The organism is Shewanella sp. 3_MG-2023 (assembly GCF_030548765.1).
Lineage (GTDB): Bacteria > Pseudomonadota > Gammaproteobacteria > Enterobacterales > Shewanellaceae > Shewanella.
The window spans coordinates 1-14,288 of sequence record NZ_JAUOSH010000055.1 but is presented as its reverse complement, the minus strand read 5'-3'; the positions used below and the strand labels follow the sequence as shown (position 1 = coordinate 14,288).

The window sequence follows — 14,288 nt, the reverse complement described above, 5'->3', positions numbered from 1 at the left end:
CGGCACGCCCGGTAACCCCGGTCACGCCGGTCAGCCCGGCAAGCACCGTTAGCCAGGGAAGCCAGGTAAGCCAGGTAAGCCAGGTAAGCCAGGTAAGCCAGGTAAGCCAGAGTAAAATACTAAGAGAAATTAATTAGTAAAGATGATTTAAGTTAAAATTTCACGAAAAATAGACATAAAAAAACCGAGCTAGGCTCGGTTTTTTTAAATGAGTAATAAATTACTCTGCAGCTTCTACTTCAACAGCTTCAGCAGCTTCAGGGCGACCTACTAACTCGATGTAAGCCATTGGGGCTTTATCACCGGTACGTAGACCACACTTAAGAATACGAGTGTAACCACCAGGACGTTCCTGGAAGCGTGGACCCAATTCAGTAAATAACTTACCTACAACTTCAGCGTCGCGGGTACGAGCAAAAGCTAAACGGCGATTTGCAACGCTGTCAACTTTAGCAAGTGTTATTAGAGGCTCAACTACGCGGCGCAGTTCTTTCGCTTTAGCTACTGTAGTCTTGATTAACTCATGACTAACTAGTGAGCATGCCATGTTACGGAACATAGCTTGACGATGACTGCTGTTGCGGTTTAGTTGACGACCACTCTTACGATGGCGCATGACCTAATCCTTATAATCTTTAATCTGTACTAACTAAACTGGGACTTATAGGTCGTCTGCTAAACTAGCTGGAGGCCAGTTTTCTAGACGCATACCTAAAGACAATCCGCGAGACGCTAATACATCCTTAATTTCAGTAAGAGACTTCTTACCTAAATTAGGAGTCTTGAGCAACTCAACTTCAGTGCGTTGTACTAGATCTCCGATGTAATGAATCGCTTCAGCCTTCAAACAGTTGGCTGAACGTACAGTTAGCTCTAAATCGTCGACAGGACGCAACAGAATCGGATCAAACTCCGGTTTCTCTTCTACAACAGTCTGTTCAGTCACATCACGAAGGTCTACGAACGCATCTAGCTGTTCAGCTAAAATTGTTGCAGAACGACGAATTGCTTCCTCAGGATCAATAGTACCATTAGTGGTCATATCGATAACGAGTTTATCTAAATCAGTACGTTGCTCTACACGTGCTGCTTCAACATTATATGCAATGCGAGCAACAGGTGAGAATGAAGCATCAACCAACAAGCGACCAATTGGGCGATCATCGTCTTCGGTTTGTGCACGAGCCGAAGCTGGAACATAACCACGACCACGCTCAACACGGATACGCATGCTGATATCATTGTTACCAGTCAAATGACAGATAACATGATCAGGATTCATAATGGTAACATCACCATCATGTGTGATATCTGCTGCTGTAACAGGGCCTGTGCCTGACTTACTTAAAGTAAGTAAAGCTTCATCCTTACCCTCAATGTTTACCGCTAAACCTTTAAGGTTAAGCAATATCTCAAGGATATCTTCTTGTACGCCTTCTTTGCTACTGTACTCATGTAACACGCCGTCGATTTCGACTTCAGTTACGGCACAGCCAGGCATAGACGACAATAAGATACGACGCAAAGCGTTGCCTAATGTGTGACCAAAACCACGTTCTAGTGGTTCTAGCGTAACCTTGGCACGAGTTGGGTTAACCTGCTCTATGTCAACGAGACGCGGTTTTAGAAATTCTGTAACAGAACCCTGCATTGTGTCCTCTCTTGTTTGTTAGCTTTACTTAGAGTAAAGCTCGACGATCAGCTGTTCGTTAATTTCCGCAGACAAATCGCTACGTTCTGGTAGACGCTTGAAAGCACCTTCCATTTTCGCGCTGTCGACTTCAACCCATGTAGGCTTCTCACGTTGACCAGCCACTTCTAAAGCCGCTTTAATACGAGCTTGAGTACGTGACTTTTCACGGATGCTTACAACATCATTCGCAGACACTTTGAATGACGGAATGTTAACAACACGACCGTTAACCACGATTGATTTGTGGCTTACTAATTGACGTGATTCAGCACGAGTCGCACCAAAACCCATACGATAAACAACGTTATCTAAACGGGTTTCTAAAAGAGCAAGTAGGTTTTCACCAGTGTTGCCTTTTAGACGTGCAGCTTCTTTGTAGTAGTTACGGAATTGCTTTTCTAGCACACCGTACATACGACGAACTTTTTGTTTCTCGCGTAGCTGTAAACCGTACTCTGATAAACGTGGCTTACGTGCGCCATGTTGACCAGGTGCAGCTTCAAGCTTACACTTCGAATCGATTGCTCTCACACCGCTTTTTAGGAAAAGGTCTGTACCTTCTCTGCGGCTGAGCTTGAGCTTAGGACCCAAGTATCTTGCCATGATCTTTCTCCAACTATCCTATATACGACGTGTTATACACGACGCTTTTTAGGTGGGCGACAGCCATTATGAGGGATAGGTGTCACATCGGTAATGTTGGTGATTTTATAACCAACAGCGTTCAGCGCACGAATGGCTGACTCACGACCTGGACCTGGACCCTTTACGAAAACTTCAAGGTTTTTAACACCGTAATCTTGTGCAGCAATACCTGCACGCTCAGCAGCAACCTGCGCAGCGAACGGTGTAGATTTACGTGAACCACGAAAACCTGAACCGCCAGAGGTAGCCCAAGACAACGCATTACCTTGACGATCTGTAATGGTGACAATTGTGTTGTTGAAAGATGCATGGATATGAGCCATACCATCTGCAACCTGTTTACGTACGCGCTTACGCGGAGAACGTGACGGAACTTTAGCCATTTTGGTTTACCTTCCCGTTACTTTCTAATTGGTTTACGTGGACCTTTACGCGTACGCGCATTGGTCTTAGTACGTTGCCCACGAAGAGGCAGGCTACGGCGATGGCGGAGACCACGATAACAACCAAGATCCATAAGACGCTTGATGTTCATTGAAATCTCACGACGTAAGTCACCCTCTACTGAGTATTTGGCAACTTCTTCGCGTAGAATATCTATTTGAGCTTCGCTCAATTCCTTGATCTTAGCATCTTCAGCAATTGAAGTAGCTGCGCAGATTTCTCTAGCGCGCGTACGTCCAATACCAAAAATTGCAGTCAATGCGATGACTGTGTGCTTTTGATCAGGAATGTTAATGCCAGCGATACGGGCCACTATGCACTCCTTAATATGTTAAAGGTCGACTGCGAAAAGCCCGAAAGGATACTCGACAGCCAACAAATTTGCAAACATTATTTGCTCAGTTCTATTTAGAACTGAGCAAATATCTTTTTTTAGCCTTGACGCTGTTTGTGTTTTGGTTCAACACAAATCACACGTACAACGCCACTACGCTTGACGATCTTGCAATTACGGCAGATCTTCTTCACGGAAGCTCGAACTTTCATTTCATCACTCCGTTAAAAGCTATTAGCGACCAAAGCGATCTAAATTCGCTTTGTTTACTAGGTTAGCTTTCTTCATCACAGACTCATACTGATGAGACATCATATGGGTCTGAACCTGAGCCATGAAGTCCATGATTACGACTACAATAATTAGTAGTGAAGTACCGCCAAAATAGAACTGTACTTTCCACGCAATTAACATGAACTCCGGAATTAAACAGATAAAGGTAATATAAATCGCACCCGCAAGGGTCAAACGAGTCATTACTTTATCAATGTAACGCGAAGTCTGTTCTCCAGGACGAATCCCAGGAATGAACGCACCACTTTTCTTCAAGTTATCAGCTGTCTCACGTGGGTTAAACACCAACGCAGTATAGAAGAAACAGAAGAAAACGATAGCTGTTGCATACAATAATGAATACAGCGGTTGTCCAGGTGACACAGCTAAAGCGAAATCGCTTAACCATGACATGGACTCATTTGCACCAAACCACTGAGCCAGTGTGCCTGGGAACAAAATAATGCTGGATGCAAAAATTGGCGGAATCACACCTGCCATGTTCACTTTAAGAGGTAAATGTGTGCTTTGCGCTGCGAAAACCTTACGGCCTTGTTGACGCTTAGCGTAGTTAACGACGATACGACGTTGACCACGTTCTACAAATACAACTAAATAAGTAACTGCAAATACGATTACTGCTAATAGCAACAGAACCAGTACATTCAAATCACCTTGACGAGCCTGTTCAGCCGTTTGGCCGATAGCAGACGGTAAACCAGCAACAATACCTGCGAAAATTAATATCGAGATACCATTACCAATACCACGTTCAGTAATTTGCTCACCTAGCCACATTAGGAACATTGTTCCTGTCACTAGACTCACAACTGCAACAAAGTAAAAACCAAAACCTACATTGACCACAAGGCCAGGTACTAGGCTTGGCAAACCTGTTGCAATACCAATCGATTGAAGCGTACCCAACACTAACGTTCCGTATCTAGTGTACTGACTGATTTTCTTTCTTCCTGACTCGCCTTCTTTTTTCAATTCAGCAAGAGCAGGATGAACAACAGTCAATAATTGCATGATAATCGATGCCGAAATATACGGCATGATACCTAATGCAAAGATAGAGGCACGCTCTAAAGCACCACCCGAGAACATGTTAAACATGCCAAGGATGGTATCTTTTTGTTGAGCAAACAGATCTGCTAACACAGCTGCGTCAATACCAGGAATTGGTACAAACGAACCGGCTCTAAAGACGATAATCGCACCAATCACGAACAGGAGACGGGTTTTCAATTCAGATAAACCGCCTTTCGCGCTTTTTAAATCAAGTCCTGGTTTTGCCATCGACGTATTATTCCTCGATCTTGCCGCCGGCAGCTTCAATAGCTGCACGTGCACCTTTGGTTACCTTCAGACCTTTAACGGTCACTGGGCGTTCAATGGTACCTGAAAGAACGATTTTCGCAAACTGTATGTTGCGAGTAATTACGTTCGCATCTTTCAGTGCGTTAAGGTCGATAACATCACCGTTAACTTTTGCTAGTTCGAGTAAACGAACTTCAGCTGAGACCAAAGCTTTGCGCGAGGTAAAACCGAATTTAGGTAAACGAATTTTAAGAGGCATTTGACCACCCTCAAAACCGATACGCACACCGCCGCCAGAACGAGACTTTTGTCCCTTATGACCACGACCTGCGGTTTTACCTAAACCAGAACCAATACCACGACCTACACGCTTAGGAGCAGACTTAGATCCTGCTGCTGGAGATAGAGTATTTAAACGCATTATTAATCCTCCACCTTAACCATGTAGTAAACTTTATTAACCATACCGCGAACTGAAGGAGTATCTTCAACTTCAACGGTGTGGCCAATACGTCTTAGGCCTAAACCTAATAAACAGGCACGGTGCTTTGGCAAACGACCAATCGCACTCTTTGTCTGTGTTACTTTAAACGTTTTAGTAGCCATGGTGCATTAACCTCGAATTTCATCAACATTCAAGCCGCGCTTAGCTGCAACTTGTGCTGGTGACTTCATGTGCACCAACGCATCGACAGTAGCTCGAACGATGTTGATCGGGTTAGTAGAACCGTATGCTTTTGACAGAACGTTATGAACGCCTGCTACTTCCAATACGGCACGCATTGCGCCACCGGCAATAATACCGGTACCTTCCGATGCTGGTTGCATGTAAACACGCGAACCAGTATGGCGACCTTTAACTGGGTGATGCAGTGTACCTGCGTTCAACTCCACGGTTACCATGTTACGACGGGCTTTTTCCATTGCTTTTTGAATAGCAGCTGGAACTTCGCGCGCTTTACCATAGCCATAGCCAATCTTACCGTTACCATCACCTACCACTGTTAGTGCGGTGAAGCTAAAGATACGACCACCTTTAACTACTTTAGAAACACGATTAACTGCAATCAATTTCTCTTGCAAATCGTCTTTCTGCTGAGCTTCTAATTTAGCCATTTTTATAACCCCTTAGAATTTCAGGCCAGCTTCACGAGCTGCGTCAGCTAATGCTGCTACGCGACCGTGATACTTGAAACCAGAACGGTCGAATGCAACCGAAGTTACACCTTTTTCGATCGCACGCTCTGCAACAGTTTTACCTACTGCTTTAGCTGCGTCTACGTTACCGGTACTCTTTAGTAGTTCTTTAACCGCTTTTTCAACGGTTGAAGCAACTGCCAACACCTGAGCTTCAGGATTAATCACCTGAGCATAAATGTGACGCGGTGTACGATGTACAACCAGACGGTTCACGCCCAGCTCTTGGATCTTCTTACGAGCACGCAGAGCGCGACGTAAGCGAGATGTTTTCTTATCCATATCGCGTTACCTACTTCTTCTTAGCCTCTTTACGGCGTACTTGCTCGTCTGCATAACGAACACCTTTGCCTTTATAAGGCTCTGGTGGACGATAGCCACGAATCTCAGCAGCAACCTGACCAACTAACTGTTTATCAACGCCCGAAAGGACGATGTCAGTTTGGCTAGGACACTCTGCAGTAACACCTGCGGGAAGTTTGTGAACCAATGGATGTGAGAAACCTAAAGTTAGATCTAGGTTTGAACCAGCTGCTTTCGCACGGTAACCAACACCAATTAACTTTAATTTTTTAACAAATCCTTCAGAAACACCAACAACCATGTTGTTTACTAGTGCACGAGCTGTACCAGCTTGAGCCCAAGCGTTAGCAACGCCTTCAACTGGACCAAAACTTAGTACGCCGTTGTCTAGAACAACACTTACCGCTTTGTTGATTTCTCGAGTCAAACTACCTTTAGTACCTTTTACGGTGATAGTTTGTTCGTTTAAGGTCACCTCTACGCCGGCAGGAATAGACACTGGTGCTTTTGCTACACGTGACATACCTAGCTCCTTACGCTACGTAGCAGATAACCTCGCCACCCATGCCTGTTAGGCGGGCAGCACGATCGGTCATCAAGCCTTTAGAAGTGGACACAATTGCGACACCCAGACCGCCCATCACCTTTGGAAGTTCGTTTTTACCTTTGTAAATACGAAGACCAGGACGACTTACGCGCTGGATAGTCTCAACGACTGGTTTGCCTTGGAAATACTTTAAAGTGATTTCTAATTCAGGCTTGGCTTCTTCTGCTACGGCGTAGTCAGTAATGTAACCTTCATCTTTAAGTAATTTCGCAATTGCTACTTTTAACTTAGCTGAAGGCATCTTTACTGATACTTTGTTAGCAGCTTGGCCGTTACGAATACGTGTTAACATATCCGCAATAGGATCTTGCATGCTCATATTAGCTTACTCCGTGACAAGTGCTTACCAGCTGGCCTTACGTAGACCAGGAACTTCACCACGCATAGTAGCTTCACGTAATTTAATACGGCTAAGGCCGAATTTACGTAAGAAACCATGTGGGCGACCAGTTTGATTACAACGGTTGCGTTGACGCGCAGCGCTAGAATCACGAGGTAGAGCTTGTAACTTAAGAACAGCTTCCCAACGGTCTTCGTCAGAAGTCGCAGGTGCGCTGATAATAGCCTTAAGTGCTAAACGCTTTTCAGCATATTTAGCTACGAGCTGTGCACGCTTTGCTTCACGTGCTTTCATAGATGATTTTGCCATTATGCTACCCTTATTTCTTGAATGGGAAGTTAAATGCGTCTAACAAAGCACGACCTTCTTCATCATTCTTCGCAGTAGTAGTGATAACAATATCCATACCACGAATCTTATCGATTTTATCGTAATCGATTTCTGGGAAGATGATTTGCTCACGCACACCCATTGCGTAGTTACCACGACCGTCAAACGCTTTTGCGCTTAGGCCACGGAAGTCACGAATACGTGGGATTGCAATGTCAACTAAACGCTCTAAAAATTCCCACATACGCTCACCGCGTAGGGTAACTTTACAGCCAATAGGGTAGCCTTCACGGATTTTAAAACCAGCAACTGATTTACGTGCAACAGTTACAACTGGTTTTTGGCCAGCGATTGCAGTCATATCACGGAGCGCATGCTCCATAACTTTTTTGTCTGCAACGGCTTCGCCTACACCCATGTTAAGGGTGATTTTTTCAATCCGAGGGACTTGCATGACACTGGTATATTCGAACTTTTTAGAAAGTTCTGCAATAACAGTCTCTTGATATTTATCATGCAGTTTCGCCATCGTTTACTCCGTTTACTTAATGAGTTCACTATTCGATTTAAAGAAACGGACTTTTTTGCCGTCTTCGAATCGGAAACCAACACGATCTGCCTTGCCTGTGGCTTGGTTAAAGATCGCTACGTTTGATGCTTGTATCGCTGCTTCTTTCTCGATTACACCACCAGTTACGCCCAATTGTGGGTTTGGCTTTTGGTGTTTTTTAACAAGATTGATGCCTTCAACAATCAACTTACCAGTAGGTAGGACTTGAGAAACTTTTGCTCGTTTACCCTTGTCTTTACCTGCTAATACAATTACTTCGTCTTCACGACGGATTTTAGCTGCCATTTTGAAGCTCCTTACAGTACTTCTGGTGCCAGAGAGACGATTTTCATAAACTGCTCGTTGCGCAATTCACGTGTCACTGGTCCAAAAATACGAGTACCAATCGGTGCAAGGTTTGCGTTAAGCAAAACTGCTGCATTCCGATCGAAGCGAATGACAGAACCATCTGGACGACGTACGCCTTTCTTAGTACGGACTACCACCGCGTTATATACATCACCTTTCTTCGCTTTAGCGCGAGGAATAGCTTCTTTAACAGAAACCTTGATGACGTCGCCGATACCGGCATAACGACGATGAGAGCCACCCAAGACCTTAATACACTGAACTCTACGAGCGCCACTGTTACACGCGACGTCTAGAGTCGATTGCATTTGGATCATTTTAAGTGCTCCGCTATCGTTACTACAAAACCCCGAAATTGGGATCATATTTGTCCACTTCTTGAACAATTCATACCTTGCTAATTACTCATTAGCATTGAATGCAATTTGTTCAAAAATGGGGCGCAAGTATAACACCAAAATATTGGGTTGCATAGTATAAAAAAACAAACGGCCCCAAGCATTGGAGCCGTTTACTATAACCTAATGATTACTAGGCTTTTGTTACTACTTCAACAAGTGTCCAAGACTTAGTCTTAGAAAGAGGACGACACTGACTAATAGTCACTACGTCACCTTCATTACACTGATTGGTTTCGTCATGTGCATGGATCTTAGTTGTACGCTTAATGTACTTCCCATAAATAGGATGTTTCACTTGGCGTGCAATAGCAACAGTAATAGACTTGTCCATTTTGTTGCTAAGAACTCGACCTTGCAAAGTACGGATTTTATCAGACATTACGCACCTGCCTTAGAAGTAATAATGGTCTTAACACGTGCAATGTTACGACGCACTAATTTCAATTGATTCGTTTGAGTCAACTGACCAGTAGCGTGTTGCATACGCAGGTTAAACTGCTCACGCAGCAGACCAAGTAATTCAGCGTTAAGTTCTTCAACGCTCTTTTCTCTTAGTTCGCTCGCTTTCATTACATCACCGTCTTAGTTACGAAGGTAGTCTTAATAGGAAGCTTGGCAGAAGCTAAAGCAAACGCTTCACGCGCTAACTCTTCAGATACACCATTCATCTCATAAAGAACCTTACCAGGTTGAATCTGACATACCCAGTATTCAACGTTACCCTTACCTTTACCCATACGCACTTCAAGAGGCTTAGAGGTAATTGGCTTGTCAGGGAAAACTCGAATCCAAATTTGTCCTTGACGTTTAATGTGACGTGTCATGGCACGACGTGCAGATTCGATTTGACGAGCTGTTAAACGACCACGGCCGACAGCTTTCAAACCGAAAGTACCAAAGCTAACTTCAGTACCGTTCGCTAGACCGCGGTTACGGCCTTTGAACATCTTGCGAAACTTCATACGTTTAGGTTGCAGCATTAAAGTTTCTCCTATTTAGCACGAGGCTTGCGCTTAGACTGCTGCTTCGGCTCTTCTAACGCGACAACGTTACCGTCTAGAACTTCGCCTTTGAAGATCCAAACTTTAACGCCAATCACACCGTATTGGGTGTGACTTTCAGCTGTAGAATAGTCGATATCAGCACGTAGAGTATGCAAAGGTACACGACCTTCACGATACCACTCAGAACGTGCGATTTCAGCTCCGCCTAGACGGCCGCTCACTTCAACTTTGATACCTTGAGCACCAATGCGCATTGCGTTTTGAACTGCACGCTTCATAGCGCGACGGAACATAACACGACGTTCTAGTTGCTGCGCAATACTGTCAGCAACTAACTTTGCGTCTAACTCAGGCTTACGGATCTCAGCGATGTTGATTTGAGCAGTAGTGCCTGTAATTTTAGATACATGTGCACGTAATACTTCAACGTCTTCACCTTTCTTACCAATCACAACGCCTGGACGGGCAGTGTGAATAGTAACGCGGATGCTCTTCGCAGGACGCTCGATAACGATTTTAGATACTGATGCAGCCTTCAATTTCTCTGTAAGATATTGACGAACTTCCCAGTCGCTGTTCAGATTATTCGCATAATCTGACTTATCGGCGTACCAAGTAGAGATCCAAGGCTTCGTGATACCCAGACGGATACCATTAGGATGTACTTTCTGTCCCATTGCTCTCTTCTCCTAGCGATCTGATACAACCACAGTAATGTGGCTGGTACGCTTCATGATACGATCAGCGCGGCCTTTGGCACGAGGCATGATGCGCTTCATAGTTGGTGCTTCGTCAACAAAGACTTGGCCAACTTTAAGCTCATCGATATCTGCACCTTCGTTGTGTTCGGCGTTTGCGATAGCTGAGTCTAGTACTTTCTTAACCAGTACGGCGGCTTTCTTAGGGCTGAAGGTCAAAATCTCAAGCGCCTTAGATACAGGCAACCCGCGAATTTGATCAGCAACTAGACGGGCCTTCTGCGCAGACGTACGGGCGTAACGATGTTTAGCTAAAACTTCCATCTTATGTCTCCCGTATTAACGCTTCTTCGCTTTCTTATCTGCAGCATGGCCGCGATAAGTGCGAGTTGGTGAAAATTCACCAAGCTTATGACCGATCATTTCGTCAGTTACGAACACAGGTACGTGCTGACGACCATTATGGACAGCGATGGTCAACCCAATCATATTTGGGATGATCATTGAGCGGCGAGACCAAGTCTTAATTGGTTTTTTATCTCCCGCTTCCATCGCTTTCTCTACCTTCTTCAGCAAGTGCAGGTCAATGAAAGGACCTTTCTTGAGAGAACGTGGCATGGGCGAATCCTCTTACTATTTGTTACGACGACGTACAATGTACTTGTCGGTGAGCTTATTACTACGAGTTTTATAACCCTTAGTTGGCACACCCCATGGACTTACTGGATGACGACCACCAGAAGTACGGCCTTCACCACCACCGTGTGGATGGTCTACCGGGTTCATTGCAACACCACGCACTGTAGGGCGTACGCCTCTCCAGCGTTTAGCACCTGCTTTACCTAACTGGCGTAGCATGTGCTCGGCATTTCCAACTTCACCGAATGTTGCACGACAATCAACAGGCACTTTGCGCATTTCGCCAGAGCGAAGACGTAAAGTTGCATATTGGTTATCACGAGCAACAACTTGAACATAAGCACCAGCTGAACGCGCGATTTGAGCACCTTTACCAGGTTTCATTTCTACTGCGTGCACAACACTACCCACTGGGATGTTGCGAAGCGGCATTGCGTTACCGGTTTTGATGTCTGCATCCACACCAGATTGGATTGCATCACCAGCTTTCATGCCTTTAGCGGCAAGAATGTAGCGACGCTCACCGTCTGCGTACAATACTAACGCAATGTTAGCTGTACGGTTTGGATCATATTCCAGACGTTCAATTTTCGCAGGGATACCGTCTTTATTGCGTTTGAAATCAATAATACGATAATGCTGCTTGTGTCCACCACCAACGTGACGAACAGTGATGCGACCCGTATTGTTACGGCCACCACTTTTAGATTTCTTAGCCAACAGGCCTGCAAAAGGTTTCCCTTTATGCAAGTCGCTGTTCACCACTTTAACAACGTGGCGACGACCTGGAGAGGTTGGCTTACACTTAATAACTGCCATGATAATTCTCCTTTGCTTACTCAGCGCCACCGACGAAATCGATGTCAGCACCAGCAGCTAAAGTTACATAGGCTTTTTTCCAATCGCTACGACGACCTACACGGCCACCGGTACGTTTAGTTTTGCCTTTGTTTACCAAAGTGCGAACACTATCAACTTCAACTTCGAAAAGTTTCGCTACAGCAGCTTTAATCTCTGCTTTAGTCGCATCGATTGCTACGCGGAAAACTACAGTGTTGTTTTTCTCAGCTAATACAGTGCTCTTTTCAGATACATGTGGCGCTAAGATAACTTTTAGCAAACGTTCTTCGGTGATCATGCTAGCATCTCCTCGATTTGCTTCACTGCATCAGCAGTAACAAGAACAGTGTTGAACGCGATTAGACTAACTGGGTCTAGACCCGCTACGTCACGTACGTCAACCTTGTATAAGTTGCGTGCTGCTAAGAATAAATTCTCATCAACATCTGCAGTAACAATTAGAACGTCTTCTAGTTGCATTTCTTTTAACTTAGCTTTCAGCTCTTTAGTTTTAGGAGCTTCAACACTAAAAGATTCAACAACGACTAAACGCTCTTGACGTACCAATTCAGAAAGAATGCTTTTTAGAGCACCACGGTACATCTTTTTGTTAACTTTTTGGCTGTGATCTTGTGTTTTAGCAGCGAATGTTACGCCACCGCCACGCCAGATCGGGCCTTTAACACTACCGGCACGAGCTCGGCCTGTGCCTTTCTGACGCCAAGGCTTTTTGCCTGAGCCAGTTACTTCCGCACGAGTCTGTTGAGCACGAGTGCCCTGACGCGCGTTTGCAGCGTAAGCTACAACTACCTGATGGACCAATGCCTCGTTAAAGTCACGGCCGAAGGTAGTTTCGGAAACTTCAAGAGCGCTTTGCGCGTCTTTCAATACCAATTCCATTACTATCTCCTCAGACCTATGCTTTAACGGCTGGCTTGATAATCAAGTCACCATTGGTAGCGCCAGGAACAGCACCTTTTACCAATAACAAGTTACGCTCTGCATCTACACGTACAACGTCTAGATTTTGAGTAGTTACTTGCTCGGCACCCATGTGGCCAGACATTTTCTTACCTTTGAAAACGCGACCAGGTGTCTGGTTTTGACCAATAGAACCATTAGATCTATGAGCCAAAGAGTTACCATGTGTCATATCTTGAGCGTGGAAGTTCCAGCGTTTAATACCGCCTTGGAAGCCCTTACCTTTAGATTGACCAGTAACATCAACTTTCGCTGTATCTGCAAAGATATCAACGTTAAGTTCAGCACCAACTTCAATGCCTTCACCTTCACCATCTGCCAAACGCAATTCCCATAAACCTCGACCGGCTTCTACGCCGCTCTTAGCAAAATGGCCTGCTTCTGGCTTAGTGATGCGGTTGGCTTTTTTGGTACCAGTAGTTACTTGAAGAGCACGGTATCCGTCGTTTTCTAAAGTTTTCACTTGAGTTACGCGGTTACCAGCAATTTCAATTACTGTTACAGGGATTGAAGCACCATCTTCTGTGAAGATGCGAGTCATACCCACTTTACGACCAATAAGACCGATAGCCATCTTTCAAACCTCTTCTAAGGATCTCAATTAACCTAAGCTAATCTGAACGTCGACACCAGCGGCAAGATCTAAACGCATTAATGCGTCTACAGTCTTTTCAGTTGGCTCTACGATGTCAACTAAGCGCTTGTGAGTACGAATTTCGTACTGATCACGTGCGTCTTTGTTGACGTGCGGAGAAGTCAAAATGGTATAACGTTCTTTACGCGTAGGAAGTGGAATTGGACCACGAACCTGTGCGCCTGTACGCTTAGCAGTTTCAACGATTTCCGCTGTTGATTGATCGATCAAACGATGATCAAATCCTTTCAAGCGGATACGGATTCTTTGGTTCTGCATTGACCAGAGCTCCTAAAATGCACACATAAAAAATCACCCTCTAGCTTCTTCCCAATGGAAAAGCAGAGCGAGATGATTTAACCGTAGACTCCCAATCGGAGTCAATTATGAAAATGAATAATCCAAATGATTAAACATTATATTACGCTGTCTAGGACAGCGAAGGGCAATTATACAGATCTAATTTCATAGATCAACCCCTGCGAACAAAAACTCTTCAATTTAGTGGTTCTGTTCAAGGCGGTGGATTTTACATGGTTAGAATCAAAATGCAATAAAAACAAAAAAGGAAGCCGAAGCTTCCTTTTTTTATGTGTTAACTAAAGACGCTATTAAGCGATAACTTTAGCTACAACACCAGCACCAACAGTACGGCCACCTTCACGGATAGCGAAACGTAAACC

At 44.7% G+C, this 14,288-nt stretch carries 29 protein-coding genes; all 29 read right to left on the bottom strand.

Annotation, left to right across the window (positions count from 1 at the left end):
* Nucleotides 1-220: 220 nt before the first annotated feature.
* Nucleotides 221-616, bottom strand: a complete 396-nt coding sequence (gene rplQ, locus Q4591_RS19655) for a 50S ribosomal protein L17 (protein WP_076543214.1) — start codon at nucleotides 614-616, stop codon at nucleotides 221-223.
* Nucleotides 617-661: 45 nt separating this feature from the next.
* On the bottom strand, nucleotides 662-1,651 hold the full coding sequence (gene rpoA, locus Q4591_RS19650) for a DNA-directed RNA polymerase subunit alpha (RefSeq protein ID WP_076543215.1): 990 nt from the start codon (nucleotides 1,649-1,651) through the stop codon (nucleotides 662-664).
* A gap of 24 nt (nucleotides 1,652-1,675) precedes the next feature.
* Nucleotides 1,676-2,296, bottom strand: coding sequence for a 30S ribosomal protein S4 (gene rpsD, locus Q4591_RS19645; protein ID WP_102440090.1), 621 nt, complete (start codon nucleotides 2,294-2,296; stop codon nucleotides 1,676-1,678).
* A 32-nt stretch (nucleotides 2,297-2,328) separates the two neighbouring features.
* Nucleotides 2,329-2,721, bottom strand: coding sequence for a 30S ribosomal protein S11 (gene rpsK / locus Q4591_RS19640; RefSeq protein ID WP_011635661.1), 393 nt, complete (start codon nucleotides 2,719-2,721; stop codon nucleotides 2,329-2,331).
* A 17-nt stretch (nucleotides 2,722-2,738) separates the two neighbouring features.
* Nucleotides 2,739-3,095 carry a 30S ribosomal protein S13 gene (gene rpsM, locus Q4591_RS19635; protein ID WP_076543217.1) on the bottom strand — a complete coding sequence of 119 codons (357 nt, stop codon included), beginning with the start codon at nucleotides 3,093-3,095 and terminating at the stop codon, nucleotides 2,739-2,741.
* A 119-nt stretch (nucleotides 3,096-3,214) separates the two neighbouring features.
* A complete protein-coding gene (rpmJ, locus tag Q4591_RS19630; RefSeq protein ID WP_006083579.1) occupies nucleotides 3,215-3,328 on the bottom strand; it encodes a 50S ribosomal protein L36 in 114 nt (37 codons plus the stop codon).
* A gap of 22 nt (nucleotides 3,329-3,350) precedes the next feature.
* Nucleotides 3,351-4,691, bottom strand: a complete 1,341-nt coding sequence (gene secY / locus Q4591_RS19625; RefSeq protein WP_076543218.1) for a preprotein translocase subunit SecY — start codon at nucleotides 4,689-4,691, stop codon at nucleotides 3,351-3,353.
* Nucleotides 4,692-4,698: 7 nt separating this feature from the next.
* Entirely contained in the window at nucleotides 4,699-5,133 is a 435-nt protein-coding gene (gene rplO, locus Q4591_RS19620; RefSeq protein WP_055026491.1) for a 50S ribosomal protein L15, read from the bottom strand.
* A 2-nt stretch (nucleotides 5,134-5,135) separates the two neighbouring features.
* Nucleotides 5,136-5,318, bottom strand: a complete 183-nt coding sequence (gene rpmD / locus Q4591_RS19615; protein ID WP_076543219.1) for a 50S ribosomal protein L30 — start codon at nucleotides 5,316-5,318, stop codon at nucleotides 5,136-5,138.
* A gap of 6 nt (nucleotides 5,319-5,324) precedes the next feature.
* Nucleotides 5,325-5,828, bottom strand: a complete 504-nt coding sequence (gene rpsE, locus Q4591_RS19610; RefSeq protein WP_076543220.1) for a 30S ribosomal protein S5 — start codon at nucleotides 5,826-5,828, stop codon at nucleotides 5,325-5,327.
* 12 nt (nucleotides 5,829-5,840) lie between these two features.
* Complete coding sequence (rplR, locus tag Q4591_RS19605) at nucleotides 5,841-6,191, bottom strand: 50S ribosomal protein L18 (RefSeq protein ID WP_076543221.1); 351 nt, start codon at nucleotides 6,189-6,191, stop codon at nucleotides 5,841-5,843.
* Between the two features lie 10 nt (nucleotides 6,192-6,201).
* Complete coding sequence (gene rplF / locus Q4591_RS19600) at nucleotides 6,202-6,735, bottom strand: 50S ribosomal protein L6 (RefSeq protein WP_076543222.1); 534 nt, start codon at nucleotides 6,733-6,735, stop codon at nucleotides 6,202-6,204.
* A 10-nt stretch (nucleotides 6,736-6,745) separates the two neighbouring features.
* The gene (gene rpsH / locus Q4591_RS19595; RefSeq protein WP_076543223.1) at nucleotides 6,746-7,138 is read right to left on the bottom strand and encodes a 30S ribosomal protein S8; all 393 of its coding nucleotides are present in this window, start codon (nucleotides 7,136-7,138) and stop codon (nucleotides 6,746-6,748) included.
* A gap of 24 nt (nucleotides 7,139-7,162) precedes the next feature.
* Nucleotides 7,163-7,468, bottom strand: a complete 306-nt coding sequence (gene rpsN, locus Q4591_RS19590; RefSeq protein ID WP_076543224.1) for a 30S ribosomal protein S14 — start codon at nucleotides 7,466-7,468, stop codon at nucleotides 7,163-7,165.
* 10 nt (nucleotides 7,469-7,478) lie between these two features.
* Nucleotides 7,479-8,018 (bottom strand): 50S ribosomal protein L5, encoded by a 540-nt coding sequence (rplE, locus tag Q4591_RS19585; RefSeq protein ID WP_076543225.1) that lies wholly within the window; start codon nucleotides 8,016-8,018, stop codon nucleotides 7,479-7,481.
* Nucleotides 8,019-8,030: 12 nt separating this feature from the next.
* Nucleotides 8,031-8,345 carry a 50S ribosomal protein L24 gene (gene rplX, locus Q4591_RS19580; RefSeq protein WP_102440089.1) on the bottom strand — a complete coding sequence of 105 codons (315 nt, stop codon included), beginning with the start codon at nucleotides 8,343-8,345 and terminating at the stop codon, nucleotides 8,031-8,033.
* Nucleotides 8,346-8,356: 11 nt separating this feature from the next.
* Nucleotides 8,357-8,725, bottom strand: a complete 369-nt coding sequence (rplN, locus tag Q4591_RS19575) for a 50S ribosomal protein L14 (RefSeq protein ID WP_076543234.1) — start codon at nucleotides 8,723-8,725, stop codon at nucleotides 8,357-8,359.
* Between the two features lie 214 nt (nucleotides 8,726-8,939).
* Nucleotides 8,940-9,188, bottom strand: a complete 249-nt coding sequence (gene rpsQ / locus Q4591_RS19570) for a 30S ribosomal protein S17 (protein WP_055026501.1) — start codon at nucleotides 9,186-9,188, stop codon at nucleotides 8,940-8,942.
* Nucleotides 9,188-9,379, bottom strand: a complete 192-nt coding sequence (gene rpmC / locus Q4591_RS19565; RefSeq protein WP_006083592.1) for a 50S ribosomal protein L29 — start codon at nucleotides 9,377-9,379, stop codon at nucleotides 9,188-9,190. The genes rpsQ and rpmC overlap by 1 nt, the downstream gene beginning before the upstream one ends.
* Nucleotides 9,379-9,789: a 50S ribosomal protein L16 gene (gene rplP / locus Q4591_RS19560; RefSeq protein ID WP_055026502.1), complete on the bottom strand. Its 411-nt coding sequence runs from the start codon at nucleotides 9,787-9,789 to the stop codon at nucleotides 9,379-9,381. The genes rpmC and rplP overlap by 1 nt, the downstream gene beginning before the upstream one ends.
* Nucleotides 9,790-9,800: 11 nt before the next feature.
* On the bottom strand, nucleotides 9,801-10,490 hold the full coding sequence (rpsC, locus tag Q4591_RS19555) for a 30S ribosomal protein S3 (protein WP_102440088.1): 690 nt from the start codon (nucleotides 10,488-10,490) through the stop codon (nucleotides 9,801-9,803).
* A 12-nt stretch (nucleotides 10,491-10,502) separates the two neighbouring features.
* Entirely contained in the window at nucleotides 10,503-10,835 is a 333-nt protein-coding gene (gene rplV, locus Q4591_RS19550; RefSeq protein WP_102440087.1) for a 50S ribosomal protein L22, read from the bottom strand.
* Between the two features lie 15 nt (nucleotides 10,836-10,850).
* Entirely contained in the window at nucleotides 10,851-11,129 is a 279-nt protein-coding gene (gene rpsS, locus Q4591_RS19545) for a 30S ribosomal protein S19 (protein WP_006083596.1), read from the bottom strand.
* 15 nt (nucleotides 11,130-11,144) lie between these two features.
* Nucleotides 11,145-11,969, bottom strand: coding sequence for a 50S ribosomal protein L2 (rplB, locus tag Q4591_RS19540; RefSeq protein WP_102440086.1), 825 nt, complete (start codon nucleotides 11,967-11,969; stop codon nucleotides 11,145-11,147).
* Between the two features lie 16 nt (nucleotides 11,970-11,985).
* Entirely contained in the window at nucleotides 11,986-12,288 is a 303-nt protein-coding gene (rplW, locus tag Q4591_RS19535; RefSeq protein ID WP_076543230.1) for a 50S ribosomal protein L23, read from the bottom strand.
* On the bottom strand, nucleotides 12,285-12,890 hold the full coding sequence (gene rplD, locus Q4591_RS19530; protein ID WP_076543231.1) for a 50S ribosomal protein L4: 606 nt from the start codon (nucleotides 12,888-12,890) through the stop codon (nucleotides 12,285-12,287). Before rplD ends, rplW begins: the two co-directional genes overlap by 4 nt.
* A gap of 16 nt (nucleotides 12,891-12,906) precedes the next feature.
* Nucleotides 12,907-13,545 carry a 50S ribosomal protein L3 gene (rplC, locus tag Q4591_RS19525; RefSeq protein ID WP_076543232.1) on the bottom strand — a complete coding sequence of 213 codons (639 nt, stop codon included), beginning with the start codon at nucleotides 13,543-13,545 and terminating at the stop codon, nucleotides 12,907-12,909.
* Nucleotides 13,546-13,572: 27 nt separating this feature from the next.
* A complete protein-coding gene (rpsJ, locus tag Q4591_RS19520) occupies nucleotides 13,573-13,884 on the bottom strand; it encodes a 30S ribosomal protein S10 (protein ID WP_055026509.1) in 312 nt (103 codons plus the stop codon).
* A 332-nt stretch (nucleotides 13,885-14,216) separates the two neighbouring features.
* The coding region (locus tag Q4591_RS19515; RefSeq protein ID WP_131818057.1) for a hypothetical protein at nucleotides 14,217-14,288 on the bottom strand (72 nt) is incomplete at its 5' end.

What these genes read in the sequence shown, in the direction of transcription:
- rplQ (WP_076543214.1), bottom strand. Translation starts at nt 616, where the DNA reads ATGCGCCATCGTAAGAGTGGTCGTCAACTAAACCGCAACAGCAGTCAT.
- rpoA (WP_076543215.1), bottom strand. Translation starts at nt 1,651, where the DNA reads ATGCAGGGTTCTGTTACAGAATTTCTAAAACCGCGTCTCGTTGACATA.
- rpsD (WP_102440090.1), bottom strand. Translation starts at nt 2,296, where the DNA reads ATGGCAAGATACTTGGGTCCTAAGCTCAAGCTCAGCCGCAGAGAAGGT.
- rpsK (WP_011635661.1), bottom strand. Translation starts at nt 2,721, where the DNA reads ATGGCTAAAGTTCCGTCACGTTCTCCGCGTAAGCGCGTACGTAAACAG.
- rpmJ (WP_006083579.1), bottom strand. Translation starts at nt 3,328, where the DNA reads ATGAAAGTTCGAGCTTCCGTGAAGAAGATCTGCCGTAATTGCAAGATC.
- secY (WP_076543218.1), bottom strand. Translation starts at nt 4,691, where the DNA reads ATGGCAAAACCAGGACTTGATTTAAAAAGCGCGAAAGGCGGTTTATCT.
- rplO (WP_055026491.1), bottom strand. Translation starts at nt 5,133, where the DNA reads ATGCGTTTAAATACTCTATCTCCAGCAGCAGGATCTAAGTCTGCTCCT.
- rpmD (WP_076543219.1), bottom strand. Translation starts at nt 5,318, where the DNA reads ATGGCTACTAAAACGTTTAAAGTAACACAGACAAAGAGTGCGATTGGT.
- rpsE (WP_076543220.1), bottom strand. Translation starts at nt 5,828, where the DNA reads ATGGCTAAATTAGAAGCTCAGCAGAAAGACGATTTGCAAGAGAAATTG.
- rplR (WP_076543221.1), bottom strand. Translation starts at nt 6,191, where the DNA reads ATGGATAAGAAAACATCTCGCTTACGTCGCGCTCTGCGTGCTCGTAAG.
- rplF (WP_076543222.1), bottom strand. Translation starts at nt 6,735, where the DNA reads ATGTCACGTGTAGCAAAAGCACCAGTGTCTATTCCTGCCGGCGTAGAG.
- rpsH (WP_076543223.1), bottom strand. Translation starts at nt 7,138, where the DNA reads ATGAGCATGCAAGATCCTATTGCGGATATGTTAACACGTATTCGTAAC.
- rpsN (WP_076543224.1), bottom strand. Translation starts at nt 7,468, where the DNA reads ATGGCAAAATCATCTATGAAAGCACGTGAAGCAAAGCGTGCACAGCTC.
- rplE (WP_076543225.1), bottom strand. Translation starts at nt 8,018, where the DNA reads ATGGCGAAACTGCATGATAAATATCAAGAGACTGTTATTGCAGAACTT.
- rplX (WP_102440089.1), bottom strand. Translation starts at nt 8,345, where the DNA reads ATGGCAGCTAAAATCCGTCGTGAAGACGAAGTAATTGTATTAGCAGGT.
- rplN (WP_076543234.1), bottom strand. Translation starts at nt 8,725, where the DNA reads ATGATCCAAATGCAATCGACTCTAGACGTCGCGTGTAACAGTGGCGCT.
- rpsQ (WP_055026501.1), bottom strand. Translation starts at nt 9,188, where the DNA reads ATGTCTGATAAAATCCGTACTTTGCAAGGTCGAGTTCTTAGCAACAAA.
- rpmC (WP_006083592.1), bottom strand. Translation starts at nt 9,379, where the DNA reads ATGAAAGCGAGCGAACTAAGAGAAAAGAGCGTTGAAGAACTTAACGCT.
- rplP (WP_055026502.1), bottom strand. Translation starts at nt 9,789, where the DNA reads ATGCTGCAACCTAAACGTATGAAGTTTCGCAAGATGTTCAAAGGCCGT.
- rpsC (WP_102440088.1), bottom strand. Translation starts at nt 10,490, where the DNA reads ATGGGACAGAAAGTACATCCTAATGGTATCCGTCTGGGTATCACGAAG.
- rplV (WP_102440087.1), bottom strand. Translation starts at nt 10,835, where the DNA reads ATGGAAGTTTTAGCTAAACATCGTTACGCCCGTACGTCTGCGCAGAAG.
- rpsS (WP_006083596.1), bottom strand. Translation starts at nt 11,129, where the DNA reads ATGCCACGTTCTCTCAAGAAAGGTCCTTTCATTGACCTGCACTTGCTG.
- rplB (WP_102440086.1), bottom strand. Translation starts at nt 11,969, where the DNA reads ATGGCAGTTATTAAGTGTAAGCCAACCTCTCCAGGTCGTCGCCACGTT.
- rplW (WP_076543230.1), bottom strand. Translation starts at nt 12,288, where the DNA reads ATGATCACCGAAGAACGTTTGCTAAAAGTTATCTTAGCGCCACATGTA.
- rplD (WP_076543231.1), bottom strand. Translation starts at nt 12,890, where the DNA reads ATGGAATTGGTATTGAAAGACGCGCAAAGCGCTCTTGAAGTTTCCGAA.
- rplC (WP_076543232.1), bottom strand. Translation starts at nt 13,545, where the DNA reads ATGGCTATCGGTCTTATTGGTCGTAAAGTGGGTATGACTCGCATCTTC.
- rpsJ (WP_055026509.1), bottom strand. Translation starts at nt 13,884, where the DNA reads ATGCAGAACCAAAGAATCCGTATCCGCTTGAAAGGATTTGATCATCGT.